The organism is Micromonospora sp. NPDC002717 (assembly GCF_040295705.1).
In the GTDB taxonomy this organism is placed as follows: Bacteria; Actinomycetota; Actinomycetes; order Mycobacteriales; family Micromonosporaceae; genus Micromonospora.
In genome coordinates this window covers 39,662-62,586 of sequence record NZ_JBEOVW010000023.1, presented here as the reverse complement: position 1 = coordinate 62,586, position 22,925 = coordinate 39,662, and the positions used below count along the sequence as shown (strand labels likewise).

The 22,925-nt window shown below is 73.8% G+C and carries 22 protein-coding genes and 1 pseudogene; 17 read left to right on the top strand and 6 right to left on the bottom strand.

Annotation, left to right across the window (positions count from 1 at the left end):
• Positions 1–92: 92 nt before the first annotated feature.
• The 8 genes and pseudogenes from rsfS to ABT006_RS27010 all read left to right on the top strand — a co-directional run bounded on the left by rsfS (position 93) and on the right by ABT006_RS27010 (position 7,969).
• Positions 93–503 carry a ribosome silencing factor gene (gene rsfS / locus ABT006_RS27045; protein ID WP_350710838.1) on the top strand — a complete coding sequence of 137 codons (411 nt, stop codon included), beginning with the start codon at positions 93–95 and terminating at the stop codon, positions 501–503.
• Complete coding sequence (locus ABT006_RS27040) at positions 500–1,129, top strand: histidine phosphatase family protein (protein ID WP_350710836.1); 630 nt, start codon at positions 500–502, stop codon at positions 1,127–1,129. The genes rsfS and ABT006_RS27040 overlap by 4 nt, the downstream gene beginning before the upstream one ends.
• Positions 1,130–1,168: 39 nt before the next feature.
• Positions 1,169–2,029: a DegV family protein gene (locus ABT006_RS27035; protein ID WP_350710834.1), complete on the top strand. Its 861-nt coding sequence runs from the start codon at positions 1,169–1,171 to the stop codon at positions 2,027–2,029.
• Positions 2,030–2,147: 118 nt separating this feature from the next.
• Entirely contained in the window at positions 2,148–2,915 is a 768-nt protein-coding gene (locus ABT006_RS27030; RefSeq protein WP_350710832.1) for an SDR family NAD(P)-dependent oxidoreductase, read from the top strand.
• A gap of 125 nt (positions 2,916–3,040) precedes the next feature.
• A complete protein-coding gene (locus ABT006_RS27025; protein ID WP_350710830.1) occupies positions 3,041–3,982 on the top strand; it encodes a ComEA family DNA-binding protein in 942 nt (313 codons plus the stop codon).
• Positions 3,983–4,023: 41 nt separating this feature from the next.
• A pseudogene (locus ABT006_RS27020) lies at positions 4,024–6,428 on the top strand (ComEC/Rec2 family competence protein).
• 123 nt (positions 6,429–6,551) lie between these two features.
• On the top strand, positions 6,552–7,532 hold the full coding sequence (gene holA, locus ABT006_RS27015; RefSeq protein WP_350710908.1) for a DNA polymerase III subunit delta: 981 nt from the start codon (positions 6,552–6,554) through the stop codon (positions 7,530–7,532).
• Complete coding sequence (locus ABT006_RS27010) at positions 7,529–7,969, top strand: hypothetical protein (RefSeq protein WP_350710828.1); 441 nt, start codon at positions 7,529–7,531, stop codon at positions 7,967–7,969. The genes holA and ABT006_RS27010 overlap by 4 nt, the downstream gene beginning before the upstream one ends.
• A 192-nt stretch (positions 7,970–8,161) precedes the next feature.
• Here ABT006_RS27010 and rpsT read toward each other — a convergent pair whose 3' ends face one another.
• A complete protein-coding gene (gene rpsT / locus ABT006_RS27005; protein ID WP_091104033.1) occupies positions 8,162–8,428 on the bottom strand; it encodes a 30S ribosomal protein S20 in 267 nt (88 codons plus the stop codon).
• Between the two features lie 326 nt (positions 8,429–8,754).
• On the bottom strand, positions 8,755–9,966 hold the full coding sequence (locus ABT006_RS27000; protein WP_502891027.1) for a phosphotransferase: 1,212 nt from the start codon (positions 9,964–9,966) through the stop codon (positions 8,755–8,757).
• On the opposite strand from ABT006_RS27000, the gene ABT006_RS26995 reads away from it, so the two are divergent.
• The 8 genes from ABT006_RS26995 to ABT006_RS26960 all read left to right on the top strand — a co-directional run bounded on the left by ABT006_RS26995 (position 9,848) and on the right by ABT006_RS26960 (position 17,757).
• Entirely contained in the window at positions 9,848–10,384 is a 537-nt protein-coding gene (locus ABT006_RS26995; RefSeq protein ID WP_350710824.1) for a DUF4240 domain-containing protein, read from the top strand. The two genes, ABT006_RS27000 and ABT006_RS26995, sit on opposite strands and share 119 nt — an antisense overlap.
• 178 nt (positions 10,385–10,562) lie before the next feature.
• Positions 10,563–12,440, top strand: coding sequence for a translation elongation factor 4 (lepA, locus tag ABT006_RS26990; RefSeq protein ID WP_350710822.1), 1,878 nt, complete (start codon positions 10,563–10,565; stop codon positions 12,438–12,440).
• 330 nt (positions 12,441–12,770) lie between these two features.
• Positions 12,771–13,058, top strand: a complete 288-nt coding sequence (locus ABT006_RS26985; RefSeq protein WP_350710820.1) for a GlsB/YeaQ/YmgE family stress response membrane protein — start codon at positions 12,771–12,773, stop codon at positions 13,056–13,058.
• 325 nt (positions 13,059–13,383) lie between these two features.
• Entirely contained in the window at positions 13,384–13,671 is a 288-nt protein-coding gene (locus ABT006_RS26980) for a GlsB/YeaQ/YmgE family stress response membrane protein (protein ID WP_350710818.1), read from the top strand.
• A 215-nt stretch (positions 13,672–13,886) separates the two neighbouring features.
• Positions 13,887–15,176 carry a sugar ABC transporter substrate-binding protein gene (locus ABT006_RS26975; protein ID WP_350710816.1) on the top strand — a complete coding sequence of 430 codons (1,290 nt, stop codon included), beginning with the start codon at positions 13,887–13,889 and terminating at the stop codon, positions 15,174–15,176.
• A complete protein-coding gene (locus ABT006_RS26970; protein WP_350710815.1) occupies positions 15,173–16,159 on the top strand; it encodes a carbohydrate ABC transporter permease in 987 nt (328 codons plus the stop codon). Before ABT006_RS26975 ends, ABT006_RS26970 begins: the two co-directional genes overlap by 4 nt.
• A 23-nt stretch (positions 16,160–16,182) precedes the next feature.
• Positions 16,183–17,013, top strand: coding sequence for a carbohydrate ABC transporter permease (locus ABT006_RS26965; protein ID WP_350710906.1), 831 nt, complete (start codon positions 16,183–16,185; stop codon positions 17,011–17,013).
• A 102-nt stretch (positions 17,014–17,115) separates the two neighbouring features.
• The gene (locus ABT006_RS26960) at positions 17,116–17,757 is read left to right on the top strand and encodes an MOSC domain-containing protein (RefSeq protein ID WP_350710813.1); all 642 of its coding nucleotides are present in this window, start codon (positions 17,116–17,118) and stop codon (positions 17,755–17,757) included.
• A 133-nt stretch (positions 17,758–17,890) separates the two neighbouring features.
• On the opposite strand, the gene ABT006_RS26955 is transcribed toward ABT006_RS26960, so the two are convergent.
• The 3 genes from ABT006_RS26955 to ABT006_RS26945 form a co-directional block, all read right to left on the bottom strand.
• Positions 17,891–18,826 (bottom strand): phytanoyl-CoA dioxygenase family protein, encoded by a 936-nt coding sequence (locus ABT006_RS26955; protein WP_350710905.1) that lies wholly within the window; start codon positions 18,824–18,826, stop codon positions 17,891–17,893.
• Positions 18,827–19,014: 188 nt separating this feature from the next.
• A complete protein-coding gene (locus ABT006_RS26950; protein ID WP_350710811.1) occupies positions 19,015–19,878 on the bottom strand; it encodes a hypothetical protein in 864 nt (287 codons plus the stop codon).
• Positions 19,879–20,111: 233 nt separating this feature from the next.
• On the bottom strand, positions 20,112–20,909 hold the full coding sequence (locus ABT006_RS26945) for an enoyl-CoA hydratase family protein (RefSeq protein WP_350710809.1): 798 nt from the start codon (positions 20,907–20,909) through the stop codon (positions 20,112–20,114).
• Between the two features lie 19 nt (positions 20,910–20,928).
• Here ABT006_RS26945 and hemW point away from each other — a divergent pair, with 19 nt between their 5' ends.
• The gene (gene hemW / locus ABT006_RS26940; RefSeq protein WP_350710903.1) at positions 20,929–22,152 is read left to right on the top strand and encodes a radical SAM family heme chaperone HemW; all 1,224 of its coding nucleotides are present in this window, start codon (positions 20,929–20,931) and stop codon (positions 22,150–22,152) included.
• A 95-nt stretch (positions 22,153–22,247) separates the two neighbouring features.
• On the opposite strand, the gene ABT006_RS26935 is transcribed toward hemW, so the two are convergent.
• Complete coding sequence (locus ABT006_RS26935) at positions 22,248–22,910, bottom strand: DUF4870 domain-containing protein (RefSeq protein WP_350710807.1); 663 nt, start codon at positions 22,908–22,910, stop codon at positions 22,248–22,250.
• Positions 22,911–22,925 lie beyond the last annotated feature (15 nt).

The window sequence follows — 22,925 nt, the reverse complement described above, 5'->3', positions numbered from 1 at the left end:
GGTTCGGCCGGGTAACGCGTCAGAACTGACGAGTCCGGATTCCGCCGTGTGTGAGAGGCTTGGAGGATCGCACGGTTGATCGAAGGAGAACGGTGACAGTTTCCGAACGCGCTCACGAGTTGGCGATCGCCGCCGCCCAGGCCGCGGCCGACAAGAAGGCGCAGGACATCGTCATCATCGACGTGGGCGACCAGCTCGCCATCACCGACGCGTTCCTGCTCGCCGCCGCCCCGAACGAGCGTCAGGTGCTCGCCATCGTCGACGCCATCGAGGAGCGCCTGCTCCAGCTTCCGGAGAAGGCCAAGCCGGTCCGGCGCGAGGGTGAGCGGGGCGGCCGGTGGGTGCTGCTGGACTACGTCGACATCGTGGTGCACGTCCAGCACACCGAGGAGCGCGAGTTCTACGCCCTCGACCGGCTCTGGAAGGACTGCCCGACGATCCCGTTCGTCGACCGGGACCTGGTCGACGCCGAGTCCGGCACCGGCTCCGCCGCCGCGGAATGACCCGTCTGATCATCTGGCGGCACGGCAACACGGACTGGAACGCCGCCAGCCGGGTCCAGGGACAGACCGACGTGCCGCTGAACGACCTCGGCCGCGAGCAGGCCCGCACCGCCGCGCCCCTGCTCGCCGCGCTGCGGCCGGACGCCATCGTCGCCAGCGACCTGAGCCGCGCGGCGGACACCGCCGCCGCGCTGGCGGCGCTGACCGGGTTGCCGGTGCGCACCGACCCGCGGCTGCGGGAGCGGCACTTCGGGCTCTGGCAGGGCCTCGTGCTCACCGAGGCGGCCGAGCGACACCCCGCCGAGTTCGCCCGCTGGCGGGCCGGTGACCCGGATCCGGGCTCCGGCATCGAGACCCTCGACGATCTCGGCAAGCGGATCGGCGCGGCGTTCCAGGACGCCGCCGACCTGGCCCCCGGTGGCACCGTCGTGGTGACCACCCACGGCGGCGGCGCCCGGCAGGGCGTCGGCCAGCTGCTCGGCTGGGAGCACGCGGTGCTGCGTACCGTGGGGTCGCTGTCCAACTGCCACTGGACGGAGCTGCGGCACGACGACGCCCGGGGCTGGCACCTGCGCGCCCACAATGTCGGCCTGATCACTGTGCCGGCCACCACCGAGGCCGTCTGACCCCGGCGTTCCCCGCCGCGATCGGCTAGCGTGCCGGGCATGCCCGTCGCGGTCGTCACCGACTCCACCGCCTACCTTCCGCCCGAGCTGCTGTACGCCCGCCGGCTGACAGTGGTGCCGTTGACCGTCGTGCTCAACGGCGCGGAAGGGCTGGAGGGGGTGGAGGTCACCCCGGCCGACGCCACCCGGGCGCTCGGCGGGCGACGGGTCTCGGTGAGCACCTCCCGCCCCGCCCCCGAGCAGTTCGCGCGGACGTACCGGGACCTGTTCGACTCCGGTGCCGACGGCATCGTGTCGGTGCACCTGTCGGCCGAGCTCTCCGGCACGGTGGAGGCCGCTCGGCTGGCCGCCGCCGAGTTCGACGACCGGGTCGCCGTGGTCGACAGCCGCTCGACCGGCATGGGCCTGGGCTTCCCGGCCGTCGCCGCCGCCACGGCGGCCGAGCGGGGCGGGGACCTTCCGGGCGTACGCGACGCGGCGCTGGCGGCGGTCGACCGCACCAGCATCTGGTTCTACGTCGACACGCTGGAGTTCCTGCGCCGGGGCGGCCGGATCGGCGCCGCGGAGGCGCTGCTCGGCACCGCGCTGTCGGTCAAGCCGATCATGCACATGCCGGACGGGGCGATCGTCGTCAGGGACAAGGTGCGCACCGCCAGCCGGGGCGTGGCCCGGCTCGTCGACCTGGCCGTCGAGGCGGCCGGCGACGACGACGTCGACCTGGCCGTGCACCACCTGGCCGCGCCACAGCGGGCCGAGGCGCTGCTGGAGACACTGACCGCCCGGCTGGGCGACCGCCTGCACCACGCGTACGTCTCGGAGGCGGGCGCGGTGGTCGCCGCGCACGCCGGGCCGGGCCTGGCCTGCGTGGTCGTGCACCGCCGGCCGCCCGTCACCGGCTAACGTCGATTCCGCGACGGGTCGTGCCCCGCCGACGCTGTCGAGCTGCCCCACCGGACGGGGCAGCGGGGGCGGCCGACACGCGGCCGGCGGCGCCGCCGACGGAGTCGGGGAGGATGCGATGTCCTGTGTGGTGACCGGTGGCGGGCGCGGGATCGGCCGGGCCGTCGTGGAGCGGCTCCTCGGCGCGGGGGACGCGGTCGTGGTCGTGGAGCACGATCCCGACGCGGTGGCCTGGCTGACCGCGCACCCGGCCGCCGACCGGCTGGCGGCGGTCGTCGGTGACGCCGGCGATGAGCAGGTCGCCGCCCGGGCCGCCGACCTCGCCGAGGAGACCGGGCCGCTGACCGGCTGGGTCAACAACGCGGCGGTGTTCCGGGACGCCACGCTGCACGCCGATCCGGTCGGCGAGGTGCTCGACCTGATCGGGCGCAACCTGCGTTCCGCCGTGGTCGGTGCGGCGACGGCGGTGCGCCGTTACCTGGCGGCCGGCACGGGCGGGGCCATCGTGAACGTCTCCTCCCACCAGGCTCGGCGGCCGGTGCCCGGCTGCCTGCCGTACGCGACCGCGAAGGCCGCCGTCGAGGGGCTGACCCGGTCGCTGGCCGTCGAGTACGGCCCACAGGGCATTCGGACCAACACCGTGGCGTTGGGCTCGATCGCCACCGAACGGCACGCCGCCTTCCTGGCCGGGCAGGAGCCGGCCGCGGCGGAGTGGATCGACGCCGAGCTGACCCGGCTGCACCCGGTCGGCCGGATCGGCCGGCCGGAGGAGGTGGCGGAGGCCGTCGCGTACCTGCTGTCGCCGGTGGCGGGCTTCGTCAACGGGGTGACCCTGCCGGTCGACGGGGGACGGTCGGTCTTCGGTCCGGATCCGGAGGCGCGCTGACCTGCGGCTTGCCGGGGCCTAGCACAGCTTGGGCATGATCAGGCGGTTGTCCACAGGGGGCTGCGCCGTCCACAGCCGGCCTCGCGGCCCCCTCCGGACGGCCACCGCGGTCCTAGCCTCGCGTCGTGTCAGACGACGAGGAGACGGTGGTCCGGGAACGGCTGCGCCGGCTGGTGACGGGCCCGCCCTCGGCCGGTACGCCGGCGCGCGAGGCCCGGTTCGCCGAGCACACCGGATGGTCTCCGTCGGCACCGGCCGGGACCGACCCGGAGTCGTGGCCGGGGCCCGGTCCCGGCACCGCTCCGGCGTTCCGGTCGGCGCCGGCCCTCGCCCCGGTCCCGGCCGGGCGGACGGCGCCGCCGGAACCCGATCCGCCGCCCGGGACCACGGCGGCCACGGCCGAGGCGGCGACGTCCTCCCGGTTGCCGGGGCCGGGCGCGTTCGACCCCGGGCGGCGGGGTGTGCGGGCGCTGGCCGTCGTCGCCGTGCTGGTGGTGCTCGGGGCCGGCTTCTGGGCCTGGCGGTCCCGACCGCAGGCCGAGCCGGTCCGGCCGGTGGCCACCGCCGAGCCGCCCGTGGTGTCGGCGACCGGGCCGGTGGAGCCGGGGGTGTCCCCCGCCGGCGAGCTGGTGGTCGCGGTCGCCGGCAAGGTACGCCGTCCCGGGCTGGTCCGGGTGCCGGCCGGCGCCCGGGTCGCCGACGTGGTCGAGGCGGCCGGCGGGGCGCTGCCCGGAGTGGACGTGGCCCTGCTCAACCCGGCCCGGAAGGTCACCGACGGGGAGCTGATCCTGGTCGGCGTCGCCGCCGCGCCGGGCGCGACACCACCGCCCGGCGCGGCGCCCGGCGGGGCTCCGGGAGCGGCACCCGGCGCGGGCGGCCGGCTCAACCTGAACACCGCGACGCTCGCGCAGCTCGACGCCCTGCCCGGAGTGGGTCCGGTGCTCGCCCAGCGCATCCTCGACCACCGCGACCAGCAGGGCGGCTTCCGCTCGGTCGGCGACCTGCGCCAGGTCGACGGCATCGGCGACGCCCGGTACGAGCAGCTCAAGGACCTGGTGACGGTGTGACCGCGGGCGGAACGCCGGCGCGGGCCGAGGGACCGTCGCCGGTGACGGCTGCCGTCGGCGGCACGCCGGGCGCCGTGGGGCGCCGGCCGGCGGAGGAGCCGGACCTGCGGCTGGCCGGCCTGGCCGTGGCGGCCTGGCTCGCCGCGCTGGCCGGGCTGCACCTGACCGCCGGCGTGACGCTGTTGCTGGCGGCGGTGGCCGCCGGGGTGGCGGGCCTGGCCGGGCTCCACCTCGTCGGCGTCCTCGGCCGGCCGTCCGCCCCCGTCCGGCGGTACGGCTGGATCGCCGTCGCGGTGCTGATCGGCGTGGTCTGCGGCGCGACGGCGACCGCCGCCCGGGTGTCCCTCCGCGACGCCGGGCCGGTACGCGCACTGGTGGAGGAGCGTGCCGTCGTCACCGCCGAACTGGTCGTCCGCGACGATCCCCGCCCCGTACGCGGTGTCGCCGGGCGGCCGGCCACCCTGCTCGTGCCGAGCGAGCTGACCGGGGTCACCGGCCCGGACGGGCGGCGGGTCGTCGCGCCGGTCCGCGTGCTGGTCCTCGCCGCCGACCCGGGCTGGAAGGGGTTGCTGCCCGGGCAGCGGCTGACCGCCGAGGGGAGGCTGGCCGTCCCGCGCGGCGGGGACCTGACGGCCGCCGTGTTGAGCGCCGCGGGCCCGCCGGAGCGGCACGGTGCCGCGCCGACGTCGCAGCGGGCGGCCGGGGCGCTCCGCGCCGGCCTGCAACGCGCCTGCGCGCCGCTCCCCGACGAGCAGGGCGGCCTGCTGCCCGGCCTGGTCGTGGGCGACACGAGCCGGTTGCCGCCCACGGTGGAGGAGGACTTCCTCGCCACCGGCATGACCCACCTGAACGCCGTCTCCGGCTCCAACGTGGCCATCGTCGTCGGCGCCGTGCTGCTGCTGGCCCGTTGGGCGAGGGCCGGCCCCTGGCTGGCCGCCGGGCTCTGCGGGCTGGCCCTGGTGGGGTTCGTCGTCCTGGTCCGCCCCTCGCCGAGCGTGGTGCGGGCCGCCACGATGGGCGCGATCGGGCTGGCCGCGCTGGCGGCCGGGCGTCCCCGGGCGGCCCTGCCCGCGCTGTCCGCCGGCGTGGCCGTGCTGTTGCTGTTCGACCCGGAACTGGCCGGTGACGCCGGCTTCGCGCTCTCCGTGCTGGCCACCGGCGGCCTGCTGCTGCTCGCTCCGAGGTGGCGCGACGGGCTGCGCCGCCGCGGCGTGCCGGCCGGGTTCGCCGAGGCACTGGCGGTGCCGGCCGCCGCGCAGTTCGCCTGCGCCCCGGTGGTGGCCGGGATCTCGGGCACGGTGAGCCTGGTCGCCGTGCCGGCGAACCTGCTCGCGGTGCCGGCGATCGCGCCCGCCACGGTGCTCGGCGTGCTGGCGGCGGCGGTGTCGCCCGTCTGGCCCGCCGGGGCCGAGTTCCTCGCCTGGCTGGCCAGTTGGCCGGCCTGGTGGCTGGTCACGGTGGCGCGGCACGGGCGCGGCTGCCGGCCGGGACGCTGCCGTGGCCGGGCGGGGTTCCCGGGGCCCTCCTGCTGGCCGGGCTGACCGTCGCGCTGCTGGTGGCCGCCCGACGCCCGGTGGTCCGCCGGCTGGTGGCGGTGGTCGTCGTCGCGGTGGTGGCCGGCGCGCTGCCGGTGCGGCTGGCGGCCCCCGGCTGGCCCCCGGCGAACTGGGTGGTCGCCGCCTGCGCGGTCGGCCAGGGCGACACCGTCGTGTTGCCGGTCGCCCCGGGCCGGGCGGTGGTGGTCGACGCCGGGCCGGATCCGGCGGCGGCGGACGGCTGTCTGCGCCGGCTCGGCGTACGCGAGGTCGCGCTGCTGGTGTTCAGCCACTTCCACGTCGACCACGCGGGCGGTGTGGCGGGCGTGTTCCGGGGACGGCCGGTGGACGCCGTACTCGCTCCGCAGTGGGCGGAGCCGGCGGCCGGGCGGGATCTCGTCCGCGCCGAGGCGGCGGCGCACTCGACCGAGGTGATCGCCGGCCGGGCCGGTTGGCGGTACCGGGAGGGCGTGCTCGATCTGGTCGTCGTCGGTCCGCCCCACCCGCTTCGGGGCACCCGGTCGGACCCGAACAACAACTCGCTGGTGCTGCTCGCCACGGTCGCCGGGGTGCGGGTCCTGCTCGCCGGCGACGCCGAGACCGAGGAGCAGCGGGCGCTGCTCGACAGTGCCGTGCCGGGCGGGTTGCGGGCCGACGTGCTGAAGGTGGCCCACCACGGCTCCGCCTACCAGGATCCGGCCTTCCTGGACGCGGTCCGCCCGGCGGTCGCCCTGGTGCCGGTCGGGGCCGGCAACACGTACGGGCATCCGCACCCGGCGGTGCTGGGGCGGCTGGTCCGGGGCGGGGCGCGGGTGCTGCGTACCGACACCGACGGGGACGTGGCGGCGGTGCTCGGCCGGTCGGGCCTCGCGGTCGTGACGCGCGGCATCCCGCCAGGCCGACAGCCGTAGGAGTCGATGCCAATTCTCGGCTTTGGCGGCGTACTGAGATAAATGTCTGGATTTGCACTGAGTGCGGGCTCTGCCGTCACAGTGCGGATGAGCAGGCTGGATCGGGCCGCCGGCCGTGCGAATATGGGCGGCGTGACCGCCGCCAGCCTCGCTCCCATTCTGCTCGTCCTCGGCGACGAGGAGCTGCTCGCCACGCGCGCGGTCACCGAAGCCGTCGCCCGGGCCCGCAGTGTTGACCCCGACGTGGACGTCCGCGAGTACCAGGCCGGCGCCCTGACCGTCGGCGAGATCGCCGAGATGCTCAGTCCTTCCCTCTTCGGCGGGCGGCGGGTGCTGGTGCTCCGCGCCGGCCAGGACGCCCGTAAGGACCTGGTGGCGGCCCTGCTGGCGTACGCGAAGAACCCCGACCCCGAGGTGCAGCTCGTCGTGCTGCACCTCGGTGGGGCCAAGGGCAAGGCGTTCGCCGACGGGCTGAAGGCGGCCGGCGCGACGGTCGTGCCGGCGGCCAAACTCAAGGGGCACCGCGACCGGGTGGCGTTCGTCCGCGACGAGATCCGCCGCGCCGGCGGGAAGTGCACCGACGACGCCGCTGAGGCGCTCATCGCGGCGGTCGGCAACGACCTGCGCGAGCTGGCCGCCGCCTGTTCCCAGCTGATGGCCGACACCGACGGCCGGATCGGCGCCGACACGGTCGCCCGCTACTACCGGGGCCGGGTCGAGGTGAGCGGCTTCACGGTCGCCGACGCCACCATGGTCGGCAACGTGCCGGCCGCCCTGGAGGCGCTGCGCTGGGCGCTGCATGTCGGGGTCGACCCGGTGCCGATCGCCGACGCGATCGCCGACGGCGTACGCACCGTGGCCCGGGTGGCGTCCGCCGGTCGGGGCAGCCCCTACCAGTTGGCGAGCAGCCTGGGCATGCCGGCGTGGAAGATCGAGCGGGCGCAGCGCCAGGGGCGCGGATGGACGCCCGAGGGCCTGGTCGAGGCGATGCGGGCCGCCGCCGAGTGCAACGCGGCCGTCAAGGGCGGGGCGGACGACCGGGCGTACGCGCTGGAGCGGGCCGTCTTCTCGGTCGCGGCCGCCCGGCAGGGTGGCGCCCGGTGAGCGGAGCCCTCCGCGGCTCGTGGGCCACGATCCCCGCCGACGAGGAGCGCTACCGGCCGCTCTACGCCCGGGTCCTCGGGCTGCGCGTCGTCAACCCGGGCGGGGTGCTCTGCTTTCTCTTCTTCGAGGGCGCCGTCGCGCTCGCCGCGCTGCTCGCCCTCGCCGAGCTGGTCACCTGGTGGGCGGTGCTGATCCTGCCCGCGACGGTGGCGGTGATGGTGAAGCTCAACGACATGGTGGCCGCCATGGTGGTCCGGTCCGCGGCCCTCGTGCCGGAGCAGGAGCGGGACCGCTTCCGCCAGCAGATGCAGCCCGTGGTCGGGCGGGCCAGGGTCGACTGGATCACGCACAGCGTGCCCGGCGTGGTCGTCACGGCCGAGCCGGTGGCGCGGGCGGCCGGTGACGGGACGGAGACCCGCCGGCCCGTCCAGCCGTGACCGTCCGCCTGTTTCGGCCGTGATCCGCAGCCCGCTCAGCCGTGATCGTCGGCATGCGCAGCCGTGATCCTCGGCACGCCGGAAGCCCGGCCGGTTTCTCCCGGCCGGGTGGCGGTGCGGAACGCAGAAGGGCAGACAGCCGGAAGCCCCGGGGAGTGCCCGGGGCTTCCGGTCGGGTCTGAGGTCGCCGCGTCAGGCGGAGAGCGACACCACGCGCTTGGCGATCGCGGACTTGCGGTTCGCGGCCTGGTTCGAGTGGATCACGCCCTTGCTGACTGCCTTGTCCAGCTTGCGCGAGGCGTCGCGCATGAGGATGGTGGCCTTCTCGACGTCACCAGCCTCCGCGGCCTCGTGGAACTTCCGGACGGCGGTCTTCAGCGACGACTTGACCGACTTGTTACGCAGCCGGCGCTTCTCGTTCTGCCGGTTGCGCTTGATCTGGGACTTGATGTTCGCCACGCGACAGCCTCGTCTTGATAGCTCGGGTTGGTCTGCTTTTGCGCGCGACGAGCAGGCGTCATCGCTGCGCGAAAAGCCAGGTTACCAGGTCGCCCGGGACGAGCCAAAACGGCTCCGCCCAGGCCCTGGTGGGGCGGCTCCGCTCGGGCGCGGGCCGGACAGGCACGGGCCGGACAGGCCGGTCGGGCGCGGGCCGGACAGGCCGGTCGGGCGCGGGCCGGACAGGCCGGTCGGGAGCCGGACACCGGCCGGGCACGGGCAGCCGGGGCGGGGAGTCCGGCCGGCGCGTGCGGAGAGGCCCGGGTGCCGGCCGAGGGCACCGGGGGTCAGGCCCAGCCCTGCCGGCGGGCGAGCCAGGCGAGTGACTGCTCGCCGCTCCACCGCTGGTGCGCCGGCAGGTGCGGCGACGCCGTCGCGGGCGCCGAGGCGGCCGTGGTGAGGAAGTAGCCGGACAGGGCGGCCAGCGTGACGTCCAGTGCGTCCGGGGGCGCGCCCGCCGCCGCCGGATGCCGGGCGAAGAGCGCGTCGGCGTCCAGGCCGCCGGCGTACGCGGTGAGGAGCAGGCTGGCCAGGTCGAACCAGGCGGGACCGTGGCAGAGCCAGGTCCAGTCGCAGAGCCAGGCCCGGCCGGTCCCGTCGATCAGCACGTTGTCCAGCCGGAGGTCGCCGTGGATCAGGCCGCTCGCCCCGGCGGCGTACCCGGGGAGGCGGGACTCCAGCGCGACCAGGTCGGGCAGGCGGTCGCGCACCTGCTCGGGCAGCGGTGGCGACGGCTCCCGGCCGGCGGCCACCTCGCCCCACCAGAGGATGTCCTCGCGGGCCAGGTCGGCGAGGTGGGGCAGCCCGAGCGCGGCCAGCGGGGCCGGGGGCGCGGCCAGCGCGGCGGCGACCTCGGCGTATCCGGCGAGGGTGGCGGTCAGCTCGGCCGGGTCCCAGGGCAGCCGGGGCGTGTGGCCGTCGACGGCGTCCAGGCAGAGCGCGAACCAGCCGGCCTCGTACAGCGTCCAGCGGGGGCGGGGAGCCGGCAGGCCGTCCGGCAGCCGGTCGAGGATCGCGGCCTCCCGGGCGTACCAGTCGACCAGGCGCGGTTGCTCGGCGGCGGACGCGGCCTTGACGAAGGCCCGGTCCCCGGCGGCGGTGGTGAGGACGGCGGCGAAGCCCCGGGTGAAGCCGGCGCCGGCCACGCGGGCGGCGACCACCGGGGCGCCGATCCGGGCGGCGATCGCGGTGCGCAGGGCCGCGGGCAGCGTCTCCCACGCCGGCCGGCGGGCGGTGGCGTGGTACGGCACCGGGGGCGGGAACGTCGGGGTCACGTCACCATGCTGCACGAGGCGCGGGGCACCGTGACCCGGGCCGCGACTCGTCGGGGTGTTCCCGCTGCGGCGGGACGGGCGGCGCGGTCTGCCAGACTGCCAGGCCATGAGGACCGACGACTTCTGGCAGTTGATCGACCGGGCCCGGGCGGGCGGCGGGGGAGAGCCGTACGCGGTCGCCGCGCGGGCCGTCGCCCTGCTCGCCGAGCGCGACCCGGACGACATCGTCGGGTACGCCCGCCACCAGGCCCGGGTGCTGTCGGCCTCGCACAAGGCCGACCTCTGGGGTGCGGCCTACCTGATCAACGGCGGGGTGTCCGACGAGGGCTTCCACCACTTCCGGGGCTGGCTGATGGCCCAGGGCCGCGAGGTCTTCGCCCGCGCCGTCGGCGACCCGGACTCGCTGGCCGGGCTGCCGCAGGTGCGGGCGGCGTCGGTCAGCGGCGAGGAGTTCTCGGCCGAGGAGATGCTGGCGGTGCCGTGGGACGCCTACCGCAGGGCCACCGCCACCGAACTGCCGGCGGACCGGGAGCCGGCGCCGGTGCCGGACCTCAACGACCTCTGGGACTTCGACGACGAGGAGGAGGCCAGGCGGCGGTTGCCCCGGCTCGCCGCCCTCTTCGTCGAGCCGCCCGCCGAGTGACGTCGGCCGGGGCGTCGGCGCAGTGACGCCGTGCGCCGGCGTGCCCGGCGTGGGGTCCGCAGGTGATCCTCGGCGGCGGGGATCGCCCGCGCAGTGGGCGCGCGGCGGGGACGTGGGAGCATAGAGGGGGCCGGCGTCGTGCCGGCCCGCTCACGTCAGCCGACCAGAACGGACCGCTGTGCCACCGACGCTCGATTCCGGCGCGAACGCTCCTGGTGCCACCGACCCGGCGCGCATCAGGAACTTCTGCATCATCGCCCACATCGACCACGGGAAGTCGACCCTGGCCGACCGGATGTTGCAGCTCACCGGCGTGGTCGACCCCCGGCAGATGCGTGCGCAGTACCTCGACCGGATGGACATCGAGCGCGAGCGCGGCATCACGATCAAGAGCCAGGCCGTCCGGATGCCCTGGACCGTCCGGGAGGGTGACCGGGCCGGCGAGACCGCCGTGCTCAACATGATCGACACTCCGGGCCACGTCGACTTCACCTACGAGGTGTCCCGGTCGCTGGCCGCCTGCGAGGGCGCGATCCTGCTGGTCGACGCCGCGCAGGGCATCGAGGCGCAGACCCTGGCGAACCTCTACCTGGCGCTCGAGAACGACCTGCACATCATCCCGGTGCTCAACAAGATCGACCTGCCGGCCGCCCAGCCGGAGAAGTACGCCGAGGAGCTGGCGCGCCTCATCGGCGGCGACCCGGCGGACTGCATCAGGGTCTCCGGCAAGACCGGCGAGGGCGTGCCGTACCTGCTCGACGAGATCGTCCGGCAGTTCAAGCCCCCGGTCGGCGACGCCGAAGCGCCCGCCCGCGCGATGATTTTCGACTCGGTCTACGACGTCTACCGGGGCGTGGTCACCTACGTCCGGGTCATCGACGGGCGGATCAGCGCGCGTGACCGGATCAAGATGATGTCCACCGCCGCCGTGCACGAGCTGCTGGAGATCGGCGTCATCTCGCCGGAGATGGTGAAGGCCGACGCGCTCGGCGTCGGCGAGGTGGGTTACCTGATCACCGGCGTGAAGGACGTCCGCCAGTCCCGGGTGGGTGACACGGTCACCATCAACTCCCGGCCGGCCGCCGAGGCCCTGGGCGGCTACAAGGACCCGAAGCCGATGGTCTACTCGGGCCTCTACCCGATCGACGGCTCCGACTACCCCAACCTGCGCGAGGCGCTCGACAAGCTCAAGCTCAACGACGCCGCGCTCGACTACGAGCCGGAGACGTCGGGTGCGCTCGGCTTCGGCTTCCGCTGCGGCTTCCTCGGCCTGCTGCACCTGGAGATCATCCGGGAGCGGCTGGAGCGCGAGTACAACCTCGACCTGATCTCGACCGCGCCGAACGTGGTCTACCGGGCCATCACGGAGGACGGCCAGGAGATCGTCGTGACGAACCCGAGCGAGTACCCCACGGGCAAGATCGCCGAGGTGTACGAGCCGGTCGTGCGCGCCACCGTGCTGACCCCGAACGACTACGTCGGCGCGGTGATGGAGCTCTGCCAGGGCCGCCGGGGGAGTCTGCTCGGCATGGACTACCTCTCCGCCGACCGGGTGGAGCTGCGCTACACGCTGCCCCTCGCGGAGATCATCTTCGACTTCTTCGACCAGTTGAAGAGCCGCACCAAGGGCTACGCCTCGCTGGACTACGAGCCCTCGGGCGAGCAGTCGTCCGACCTGGTCAAGGTCGACATCCTGCTGCACGGCGAGCCGGTGGACGCGTTCAGCGCGATCGTGCACAAGGACAAGGCGTACAACTACGGGGTCACCATCGCGGCGAAGCTGCGCAACCTGATCCCGCGCCAGCAGTTCGAGGTGCCGATCCAGGCGGCCATCGGCAGCCGCGTGATCGCGCGGGAGACCATCCGCGCGATCCGCAAGGACGTGCTCGCCAAGTGCTACGGCGGTGACATCAGCCGCAAGCGCAAGCTGCTGGAGAAGCAGAAGGAGGGCAAGAAGCGGATGAAGATGGTGGGCCGCGTGGAGGTCCCCCAGGAGGCCTTCATCGCCGCGCTCTCGTCCGACTCCGGGGACGGCAAGGCCCCCGGCAAGAAGTGACGCGCCGCCGGTCCGCCGGCGGATGACGACGTACGACGGCCGGCGCCCCGGCCGGGCAGCGGACCTCGGTGGTCCCGCCCGGGCCGGGGCGCCGGCCGTTCGCGTCCGAAGAGTTTCGCGGTCCGCCCCGAGGGCGGGCCGGCCCGCGACGGGACGGGCCGCCACCTGCGCGGACGGTTCCGCGGCGGTATTCACCGCGGCGCGCCATTGACGGCCGACGCCGCCTGTCCGGGTACGAGCCGGTTTGGCTTTTCGACGCTTCGGGCACATTGCGGTCACGACAGGAACACCACAGACCGTGGAATTGATTATCCGCAGAAGGAGGGCGACGTGGAGCTCACCGTTTGGGGCATCATCACTGCGCTCATCGTTGGTCTGATCGTCGGCGCTCTGGGTCGCCTGATCGTGCCGGGCCGCCAGAACATGCCGATGTGGCTGCACATGCTGATCGGTGTCGGCGCCGCGCTGCTGGGCACCGTCCTGGCTCGGGCGATGGGCATCGCCACCGAGACCGCCGGTATCGACTGGGGGGAGTTGCTGGTCCAGGTCGTGCTGGCCGCCATCGCCGTGGCGCTGGTCGCGGGTGTGGGTCGTCGCCGCAGCGTCACCCACCGGTAACCCCCGCACCGCGTTCGACGGGCGTCCGACCACCGGGTCGGGCGCCCGTTTCGCGTCCGCCGACGGTCCGGTCGGCCTCCCGTACGCCTGGGGTGGGGCCGACCGGCGGGGGCGCGGGCTGCGTGAGCAGGTGTCCGGACTCCGCATTCCGGGGCGTTGACGTCGCCCGCCCGGCCTTTTTCCGCGTCGGCGTCCCGTCTGGGCGGGCGGGCCATCCGGTGTCCCGGAAAGCCGGTTTGGGGCTGTGGCGGGCAGGGAACCTATCGGTCACGACAGGAACACCACAGATCGTGGAACTCATTTCTTTCATCCGAAGGAGGGCGACGTGGAGCTCACCGTTTGGGGCATCATCACTGCGCTCATCGTTGGTCTGATCGTCGGCGCTCTGGGTCGCCTGCTCGTGCCGGGCCGCCAGAACATGCCGATGTGGCTGCACATGCTGATCGGTGTCGGCGCCGCGCTGCTGGGCACCGTCTTGGCTCGGGCGGTGGGCATCGCCACCGAGACCGCCGGTATCGACTGGGGGGAGCTGCTGGTCCAGGTCGTGCTGGCCGCCATCGCCGTGGCGCTGGTCGCCGGCGTGGGTCGTCGCCGCAGCGTCACCCACCGGTAACAATCACAGCCTGAACTCGACGGGCGTCCGACCGGCAGGTCGGGCGCCCGTTCGCGTGGGTACGACCGGATTCGCCCCGGTGCCGACCCCCGCAGGATCCTGCCCTGCGGTACCGTCGCCTCTCTTCCGCCGAACCGCCCACTGTCGTAAAGGATTTTTTCCTACTAAGGTGCGGCGGAGAAGGTTAGTGCCAAGTGGCGCGAGGGAGATATGGCGTGAACAGGTGGAAGCGGCTGGCCCCGGTCACCGCCGTCGTGGCCTCGGCCGCGATGGTGCTGGCCGGCTGCGGTGGCTCCGATGACGAGAAGGCCGCAGACAACAGCAAGCTGACGGTCTGGATGATGGGCGAGGGAAGCGAGGCCCAGACCAAGTTCCTCGACGGCGTCGAGGCCGAGTTCCGGCAGAAGCACCCGGACACCGACGTGGTGGTCCAGTACATCCCCTGGCTCGAGGCGCCGAAGAAGTTCCAGGCCGCCCTCGCCGGCGGTGAGGGGCCGGACGTCACCGAGCTGGGCAACACCGAGACCCAGGGCTGGGCGGCGCAGGAGGCGCTGGCCGACGTCACCGACAAGATGAACGGTTGGGCCGAGGGCAAGGACATCCTCCCCGACCTGGTGAAGAACGCCCAGCTCGACGGCAAGCAGTACGGCGTGCCGTGGTACGCCGGCGTCCGGGCGATGTACTACCGCACCGACTGGTTCGCCGAGGCGGGCGTGAAGCCGCCGACGAACTGGGACGAGCTGGTGGCCGCCGCCAAGGCCGTGCAGGCCAAGAAGCCGGGCAAGTACGGCATCGCCCTGCCGGGCAACTCCGAGCTGCCGTTCTACTCGTTCCTCTGGGGCGCGGGCGCCGAGATCGCCACCCAGCAGGGCGACACCTGGAAGTCCGGCTACACCACGCCGGAGGCGCAGAAGGCCGTCAAGTTCTGGACCGACCTGGTGACGGTGCACAAGGTGGCACCGACGGCCGCCGCGGGCTGGAACGAGATCGACGCCCGGACCCAGTTCGCCACCGGCAACGCGGCGATGGCCTTCGGCGGCAGCTGGCAGCAGGGCGCCATCAAGAAGGACAACCCGGAGATCGAGAAGGTCTGGGGCACGTTCCCGATCCCCGGCCCGGACGGCAAGGCCGCGCCCGGCTTCGCCGGCGGCTCCGACATCGCGATCTGGAAGGACAGCGAGCGGCAGAGCCTCGCGTGGGACTACCTGACCGTGCTGCTGAGCAAGAAGAACGACCAGGCCTTCGCCGACAGCCTCGGCTTCTTCCCGGTCTACAAGGACCTGGTCGGTGGCGACAAGTACGCCAGCGACAAGATCATGGCGGCGTTCGCCACCACGATGCAGAACACCAAGCTCACGCCGCTCACCCCGAAGTGGGTGGAGGTCAGCCGCACCAAGACGGTGACCCAGGCGATGAACAGCTCGGTCATGAAGGGTCAGAAGACGGTCGAGAAGGCTACCGCCGACGCGGCCGCGGAGATGGAAAGCATCCTCAACGCCAAGTGACCACGCTGACCGAGGCGCCGGAGGCGGCCGCCGCGCGGGAGACCCCCGCGCGGCGGCGCCGCCGGGTGGACCGCCTGCCCTACCTGCTGCTCCTGCCCTGCCTGGTGATCATCGGCGTGCTGCTGCTCTGGCCGCTCGGCCAGGTGGTGGTGATGTCCTTCCACCAGCTCAACAACGTCCGCCAGCTGCGCGGTGACCGCGAGTGGCCGTGGGTGGGGCTCGGCAACTACACCGAGATCCTCGGCGACCCGTTCTTCCTGACGGTGCTGCGCAACACCGTCCTCTTCGCCGCCGCCAATGTCGTGCTCACCATGATCCTGGGCACCCTGGTCGGGCTGCTGCTCAACCGGCTCGGCAAGCGGATGGCCACCTTCGTCGCCAGTTGCGTGATGCTCGCCTGGGCCACCCCGGCGCTGACCGGCACGATCGTCTGGAAGTGGATCTTCGACGACACCAGTGGCCTGGTCACCTGGCTGTTCAACGCGCTGCCCGACGGGCTTTCGCAGAGCCTCTTCGGGCGCAGCGACTGGACCGGGTACGGCTGGTTCAACTCGCCCCTGTTGTTCTTCTCGATCCTGACCCTGGTGGTGGTCTGGCACTCGTTCCCGTTCATCGCTGTGAGCGTGCTGGCCGGGCTGAAGAGCGTGCCGAGCGAGCTGCACGAGGCGGCGCGGGTCGACGGCGCCGGGCCGTGGCGGGTGTTCTGGAAGATCACCTTCCCGCTGCTGCGGCCGGTGTTCGGGATCCTGATCGTGCTCTCCACCATCTGGGACTTCAAGGTCTTCACCCAGCAGTTCGTGCTGGCCGGCGGCACGCAGGACCGGCCGACGTTCATGCTCTCCATCTACTCGTACGCGGAGGCGTTCTCGCCCCCGCCCAAGTACGGCCTCGGCGCGGCGATCGCGGTGATCCTCACCCTGATCCTGCTGGTGGTGACCGGCCTCTACGTCCGCATGGTGCTCAAGCAGGAGGAGGACGCGTGACGCGACGTGGAGGCGGTGCAGGCGTGAAGCGGATCGCCCTCAACGGCGCGGGGCTGCTGGTCGCGCTCTTCGCCGCGTTCCCGGTCTACTGGATGATCGCCACCTCGCTGAAGCCGAGTTCGGAGATCTTCTCGTCCACGCCCCGGCCGGTGCCGTCCGAGCCGACGCTGGAGCACTACCGGCAGATCCTCACCGGCAACCTGATCCCGGGCGTGACCTTCGCCGACTTCTTCCTCAACAGCGCGCTGGTCGCGGTCTCCACTGTGCTGCTCAGCGGCCTGGTCGCGCTGCTCGCCGCCACCGCCGTGGCCCGGTTCCGGTTCAAGCTGCGGACGTCGTTCCTGATCATGCTGCTGGTGGTGCAGATGATCCCGCTGGAGGCGCTGGTCATCCCGCTGTTCCTGATGATCCAGCGGCTCGGGCTCTACAACACCCTGCCCAGCCTGATCCTCACCTACCTCGGCTTCTCGCTGCCGTTCGCGGTCTGGATGCTGCGGGGCTTCGTCGCCGCCGTGCCGAAGGAGCTGGAGGAGGCCGCCGCCATCGACGGGGCGAGCCGGGCGCAGACCTTCCGGAAGGTCCTCTTCCCGCTGGTGGCCCCCGGCCTGGTGGCGACGAGCATCTTCTCGTTCATCACCGCCTGGAACGAGCTGATCTTCGCGCTGACCTTCATCAACGACCAGGAGAGCTACACCCTGCCGGTCGCGATGACGTTCTTCTTCGGCCGCGACGACACCGCCTGGGGCCCCGTGATGGCCGCCTCCACGCTGTTCACCCTGCCGGTGATCATCTTCTTCCTGCTGGTGCAGCGGCGGATGGTCTCGGGCCTGGTGGCCGGCGCCGTCAAGGGCTGACGCCCGCGTGAGGAAGGGTCCCTGGTCAACGCACAGCGTCGACCAGGGATCCTTGTTTTGCCCCCTCCGGGCGCGTCCGCGGGGCGGGCTAGGCTGACCGCCATGACGGGCAGGCTGGCAGCGGTGAATCTCGGCGGTGTGACCGAGGCGGAGTGGGCGGGCGACGCGAGCGGGCGCACCGGCATCGACAAGCGGCCGGTGAACGGCCCGGTGCTGCTGCGTGCCGACGGGGTGGCCGGCGACTTCATCGGCGAGCGCGCCCACCACGGCGGCCCGGACCAGGCGGTCTACGCGTACGCCGAGGAGGACGCCGGCTGGTGGGCGACCGAGCTGGGCCGCGCCATCCGTCCCGGCGGGTTCGGCGAGAACCTGACCACGTACGCGGTCGACGTGACCGGAGCGGTGATCGGCGAGCAGTGGGCGATCGGGTCGGCGCTGCTCCAGGTGACCAAGCCCCGGACGCCGTGCACCACCTTCGCCGGCTTCTGGGGCGTACCGGACCTGATCAAGCGGTTCACGGTGCGGGCGAAGCCCGGGGCGTACCTGCGGGTGCTGCGCGAGGGAGAGGTCGGCGCGGGTGACCCGGTCGAGGTGGTCGACCGGCCCGCGCACGGGGTGACGATCGGCGAGGTGTTCCGGGCGTTGAACCTGGAGCCCGACCTGCTGCCCCGGCTGCTCGACGCGCCGGAACTGCCCGAGCCGATCCGGGAGAAGGTGCGCCGCCGCCTCGCCCGCCGCCGCTGACCCGCCGCCTCGGCGGCTGACCCGCCGCCTCGCCGGCGGGACGGGTGCCGGAGGGGTGGGAACGCGGAACGGGCCCCGTCCCGTGGGGGAGGGGCCCGTCCGGTGTCGCCTCGGCGGGAGCCGGGTTACCGGCTCAGCGGAGCCAGGGGATGCTGCGGTCGAGCAGGCCGCGCTGCTTGAGCTCCTTGCGCAGCGGGATCTCGTCGTCGATGTACCCGTCCCAGTTGATGCCCCAGTAGTTGGCGGTGTGGGTGCCCTCGCCGCAGAGCTGGCGCTGCACCGGCGTGCGGTTGGCCCACCACTCGCCGTCCTTGTCGATGTGCAGCTCGTCCAGGGGGCGGATCCACCGGTAGGTGTAGCCGACGAAGAGCATCTTGCGCGTGATGGTCGACAGGTTGGTCGACCGGGAGTGCCACTGGCGGCGGTCGAAGATGAAGGCGTCACCGGGGTTCGCGGTGATCTCCACCGTGCCCTCCGGGTCCGGGTTGTGCACGGAGGTGTCCTCCGGGCGCGGCAGCGAGTTCCACAGGTGGCTGCCCGGGATCACCTTGGTGGCGCCCCGGCCGTTCTCCGACAGGTCGGAGAGCACGTAGGCCACCTTGAGGGAGAACATCGGCCGGGGGAGGTTCGGGTCCATCGTCTCCGGGTCGGAGTTCTGCCGGTACCCGTCCTGGTGCCAGCCCCAGTACGGCTTCTCCGGCTCCAGCGCCGGCGGGGTGACGTCCAGGTGGTTGTGGTGGGTGTAGATGTTCCAGCCGGCGAGGCCCCACATGTACGGGAAGGCGATCGGGTGGGTCAGCAGGTCGCCGAAGAGCTCGTCCCGCTCCAGGAAGCCCAGCAGGTGCAGGGTGCCGTCCTTGGTGGTGTTGCCCTTGGCCTTCTCCTCGGCGTAGACGCGGTCGACCGCCGCCTCCAGCGCCGCCCGGTGGTCCTCCGTCAGGACGTTGCGCAGCAGGAGGAAGCCCTGCTCGTGGAACTCCTTGCGGTCGGTGTCACTGATCGGTTCGTAACCGGTCCGGTCGCCGTAGTCGAACACCTCGACGTCCCCTCCCCATCGGGCGAAAACCATTGCTGGCACAGGCCGCCGATCGTAACGCGCTGGTTCCGGTGCGAGGTACTACCCCGCGTGATATGCGACCGTTGCCCGAACCGTGAGGAGTTGAGCCGCTACAATCCGTTGCCCTGAGGGGGATCGCCGGGCCTTCTGTCCTGGAATGACGGATTGTGCGGTGACTGCCGGTAAGGAGATGGGAGTCCCTACGCCTCGGCGAAGACCTCGGCGACCACCCGGTCGCCGGTGGCCGCATCGTCGCCGACCTGGTTCCAGGTGCCGTCGCGGGCGGTCCACTCCAGGCCGCCGAAGCGCACCCGCTTCACCCCGTGGTCGTGCGCGTGGGAGACGAGCCAGTGCGCGTAGCGCCAGCCCCGGCGCTCGTCGGCGGCGGGGACCGTGAGGCCGGTCAGGTCCGCCGCGGAGGTGGCGGCGGCCAGGCCCCAGTCCAGCGACAGCCCGCGGGTCAGCGCGGTCGCCGCAGCCGCCCCGCGCATCGCCGGGTCGCGGCCCACCGTGCAGGCCACCGCGCCGGTGGCGTGCCCGAGCAGGGCCCGCGTCAGCACCTCCGACTCGTCCGCCCACTTCTGGTACGCCTCCGGGAAGGCGGAGCGCTGCACCTTCTGCGCCGCGTCGGTGACCCGCATCCGCTCCCAGCCGCGCACCTTCTTCAGCGCGGCGTAGAACCGGTTCGCCGCGTACCGGGGGTCGCGGATCTCCTCCGGGCTGCCCCAGCCCTGGCTCGGGCGCTGCTGGAACAGCCCCACGGAGTCGCGGTCGCCCCCGGCGAGGTTGCGCAGGCCGGATTCCTGGTACGCGGTGGCCAGCGCCACCACGACGGCCCGCTCGGGCATCTTCCGCTGGATGCCGATCGCCGCGATCGTCGCCGCGTTGGCCATCTGGTCGGCGTCCAGGGCCACCCGGCCGTCCGCCTGCACCGTGCACGTCCGGCTGGACAGCGGCAGGCGCAACTGCCCACCCACCTGCCGGATGACGAGCCAGATTCCGACCACGGCGACGAGGACGAGGACGACGCCGCCCGCCACGACTGCCCGAGTTCGCACCCACACCCCCTGTTCGACAGTCCGACAAGCGTACGTCCCCCGTGGTGCCTGCCGGGTCGTCCGACCGGTTCCCACCGGCCCGCCGCGCGTGGCACCGCCCGGCGGGGCGCGCCCGCGAGCGCCGAACGGCCCCGGGGGCGGGCCCGGATGTTCCCGTTTCCCGCGCGGCCTCACCTATCCCGAACGGCCGCGGCCGACGGCGTTCCCCACCGCCTACCGGCCGACGGCGTCCCGCCCGCCTACCGGTCGACGGCGTCGTCGGCGGGAACCCAGCGGGCCGGCCGCTTCTCCCGGAACGCCAGCACGCCCTCGCGGCCCTCCTCGGAGAGGAAGTACCCGGTCGAGAGGGTGGACAGCCCGGCGATCTCCTCCCGCAGATCGGTCGCGGGCGGGCGGCGCAGCAGTTGCTTCGCCCCGGCCAGCGCGCCCGGCGCGCCCCGGACCAGCGAGTCGCAGTAGGTGGCGACGGCGGCGTCCAGCCCGTCGGCCGGCACGGCGGCGGTGACCAGGCCGATCTCCGCGGCACGCCGGCCGTCGAAGGTGTCCCCGGTCAGGTAGAGCTCGGCCGCCGCGCGGGGGTGCAGCCGGGGCAGCACGGTCGCGGAGATCACCGCCGGGATCACCCCGATCCGCACCTCCGTGAAGGCGAACGTCGCCTCCTGCGCGCACACCGCCAGGTCGGCCGCCGCGATCAGGCCCAGCCCGCCGGCCCGCGCCGGGCCGGCCACCCTCGCCACCACCGGCTTCGGGCACTCCCAGACCGCCGCGAGCACGTCACCCAGCATCCCGGCCGGCACGCTCCCGCTGGCGTACGCGGCGGCGGTCTCCTTGAGATCCGCGCCCGAGCAGAAGACCGGCCCGGTGTGGTCCAGCACGACCACGCGTACGGCGTCGTCGGCGACCGCCTCGGACAGGCCGGCCAGCAGCTGGGTCATCAGCGGCGTGGAGAGCGCGTTGCGGTTGTGCGGGCTGTCCAGGGTGAGGGTGGTCACCCCACGGGCCGTGGCGGCCCGCACGAGCACGTCGGGAGAGGTCATGCCGGGCACACTAGTGGCCATGCCCGGCGTCCTTCCAGAAGGCGAATCCGTTCCCGTCGACGGCTCGCTGCCCGCCGCCGCCACCCGCGCGGTCGGCGCGCGCGGCTTCGGCGTGTACGTGCACGTCCCGTTCTGCGCCAGCCGCTGCGGCTACTGCGACTTCAACACGTACACCGCGGCCGAGCTGGGCGGTGGGGCGAGCCGGGAGGGCTACGCCGACACCGTGCTGGCCGAGCTGGCGCTCGCCGGCCGGGTGCTGGGCGACGCCCCGCCGCCCCGGGTCGACACGGTCTTCGTCGGCGGCGGCACCCCGACCCTGCTTCCCGCCGACGACCTGGCCCGGATCCTCGACGGCATCGACCGCACCTGGGGGCTCGCGCCCGACGCCGAGGTGACCACCGAGGCCAACCCGGAGTCGGTGACCCCGGAGTCCCTGCGGGCCCTGCGGGCGGCCGGCTACACCCGGATCTCGCTGGGCATGCAGTCCGCCGCGCCGGGGGTGCTGGCGATCCTCGACCGCACGCACAGCGCCGGCCGGGCCACCGCCGCCGCCCGGGAGGCCCGCGACGCCGGGTTCGCGCACGTCAACCTCGACCTCATCTACGGCACGCCGGGGGAGAGCGAGGACGACTTCGCCGCCTCCCTCGACCAGGTCGTCGCCGCCGGGGTGGACCACGTCAGCGCGTACGCCCTGATCGTGGAGGACGGCACCCGGCTCGCCGCCCGGATGCGGCGCGGCGAGCTGGCGTACCCCTCCGACGACGTCGCCGCGGACCGCTACCTGGCCGCGGAGGCCGCCCTCGACGCGGCCGGTTTCTCCTGGTACGAGGTGTCGAACTGGGCCCGCGGCGACGCGGCCCGGTGCCGGCACAACCTGCTCTACTGGACCGGCGCCGACTGGTGGGGGCTCGGCCCGGGGGCGCACAGCCACGTCGGCGGCGTGCGCTGGTGGAACGTGAAGCATCCCACGACGTACGCGAAGCGGCTGGCCGGCGGCGAGTCGCCCGGCCTGGCCCGGGAGGTGCTCACCGCCGACGAGGCGCACATGGAGGACGTCATGCTCCGGCTGCGGCTCGCCTCCGGGCTGCCGCTGGACGCCTTGGACGACGCCGGCCGGGCCGGCGCCGAGCGGGCGCTCGCCGACGGCCTGCTGGCCGGCCCCGACCACGCGGCGGGCCGGGCCGTGCTGACCCTGCGGGGGCGGCTGCTCGCCGACGCGGTCGTCCGCGACCTGCTGCCCTGAGGCGCGGAGGCCCCGCCGTGCGGTGGCGCGGGCGGGGAGGCCCCGCCGTGTGGCGGCGCGTGGCCGGGCCCGGCCGGGGGAGCGGCCGGCCCGGCTCACCTGGTGAAGCTGTAGGCCATCGGGTAGCGGTAGAGCAGGCCCTCGTTGGCCTTGACCCCGGCGACGATCCCGAAGATCAGCGGCACCAGCCAGACGAGCATCGGGACGAAGAACAGGATCCCGCAGGTGATCAGGGTGAGCACCCAGCTCAGCACGCCCACGATCGCCCAGGTGATCTGGAAGTTCAGCGCCGCGACGGCGTGCGCCCGGACGGTCGGCGACTGTTGCCCCCGGGCCATCAACGCGATGAGCGGCGCGACCCAGCCGAGCAGGCCGCCGCCGACGATCACCCCGGCCGCGCCGCCGAAGTGGGCGATCAGGGCCCAGTTCTTGTCCTCGTTGTTGGCGTAGCCGCCGGTGGGCGCGCCGTAGCCGCCGCCGGTCGGATAGCCGGCCCCCGGCGGGGGGTAGCCGCCCGGCGGGGGATAGCCCCCGGGCGGCGGGTAGCCACCCGGCGGAGGGTAGCCGCCCGACGGCGGTTGGTCACCGGTGGGCGGCGGATAGCCGCCGGGCGGGGGATAGCCGCCCGGGCCCGGTGCCCCGGACAGTGGTGCGGTGGGTTCGTCGGAGCCGGCCGGCCCGGGAACCCCCGACGGAGCGGCCGGGTCCGGCCGGTCGCCGGGGTCCCCCGCTCCGGGAGGGCGAGGTGGTTCAGTCATGGACGTCACGGTAGG

Excerpts from the sequence above, each read along its gene's own strand:
- ABT006_RS27040 (WP_350710836.1), top strand. The coding sequence starts at position 500 with ATGACCCGTCTGATCATCTGGCGGCACGGCAACACGGACTGGAACGCC.
- ABT006_RS27035 (WP_350710834.1), top strand. The coding sequence starts at position 1,169 with ATGCCCGTCGCGGTCGTCACCGACTCCACCGCCTACCTTCCGCCCGAG.
- ABT006_RS27030 (WP_350710832.1), top strand. The coding sequence starts at position 2,148 with ATGTCCTGTGTGGTGACCGGTGGCGGGCGCGGGATCGGCCGGGCCGTC.
- holA (WP_350710908.1), top strand. The coding sequence starts at position 6,552 with ATGGGCGGCGTGACCGCCGCCAGCCTCGCTCCCATTCTGCTCGTCCTC.
- ABT006_RS26995 (WP_350710824.1), top strand. The coding sequence starts at position 9,848 with ATGAGGACCGACGACTTCTGGCAGTTGATCGACCGGGCCCGGGCGGGC.
- ABT006_RS27000 (WP_502891027.1), bottom strand. The coding sequence starts at position 9,966 with ATGTCGTCCGGGTCGCGCTCGGCGAGCAGGGCGACGGCCCGCGCGGCG.
- ABT006_RS26960 (WP_350710813.1), top strand. The coding sequence starts at position 17,116 with ATGACGGGCAGGCTGGCAGCGGTGAATCTCGGCGGTGTGACCGAGGCG.
- ABT006_RS26955 (WP_350710905.1), bottom strand. The coding sequence starts at position 18,826 with ATGGTTTTCGCCCGATGGGGAGGGGACGTCGAGGTGTTCGACTACGGC.
- ABT006_RS26945 (WP_350710809.1), bottom strand. The coding sequence starts at position 20,909 with ATGACCTCTCCCGACGTGCTCGTGCGGGCCGCCACGGCCCGTGGGGTG.
- hemW (WP_350710903.1), top strand. The coding sequence starts at position 20,929 with ATGCCCGGCGTCCTTCCAGAAGGCGAATCCGTTCCCGTCGACGGCTCG.
- ABT006_RS26935 (WP_350710807.1), bottom strand. The coding sequence starts at position 22,910 with ATGACTGAACCACCTCGCCCTCCCGGAGCGGGGGACCCCGGCGACCGG.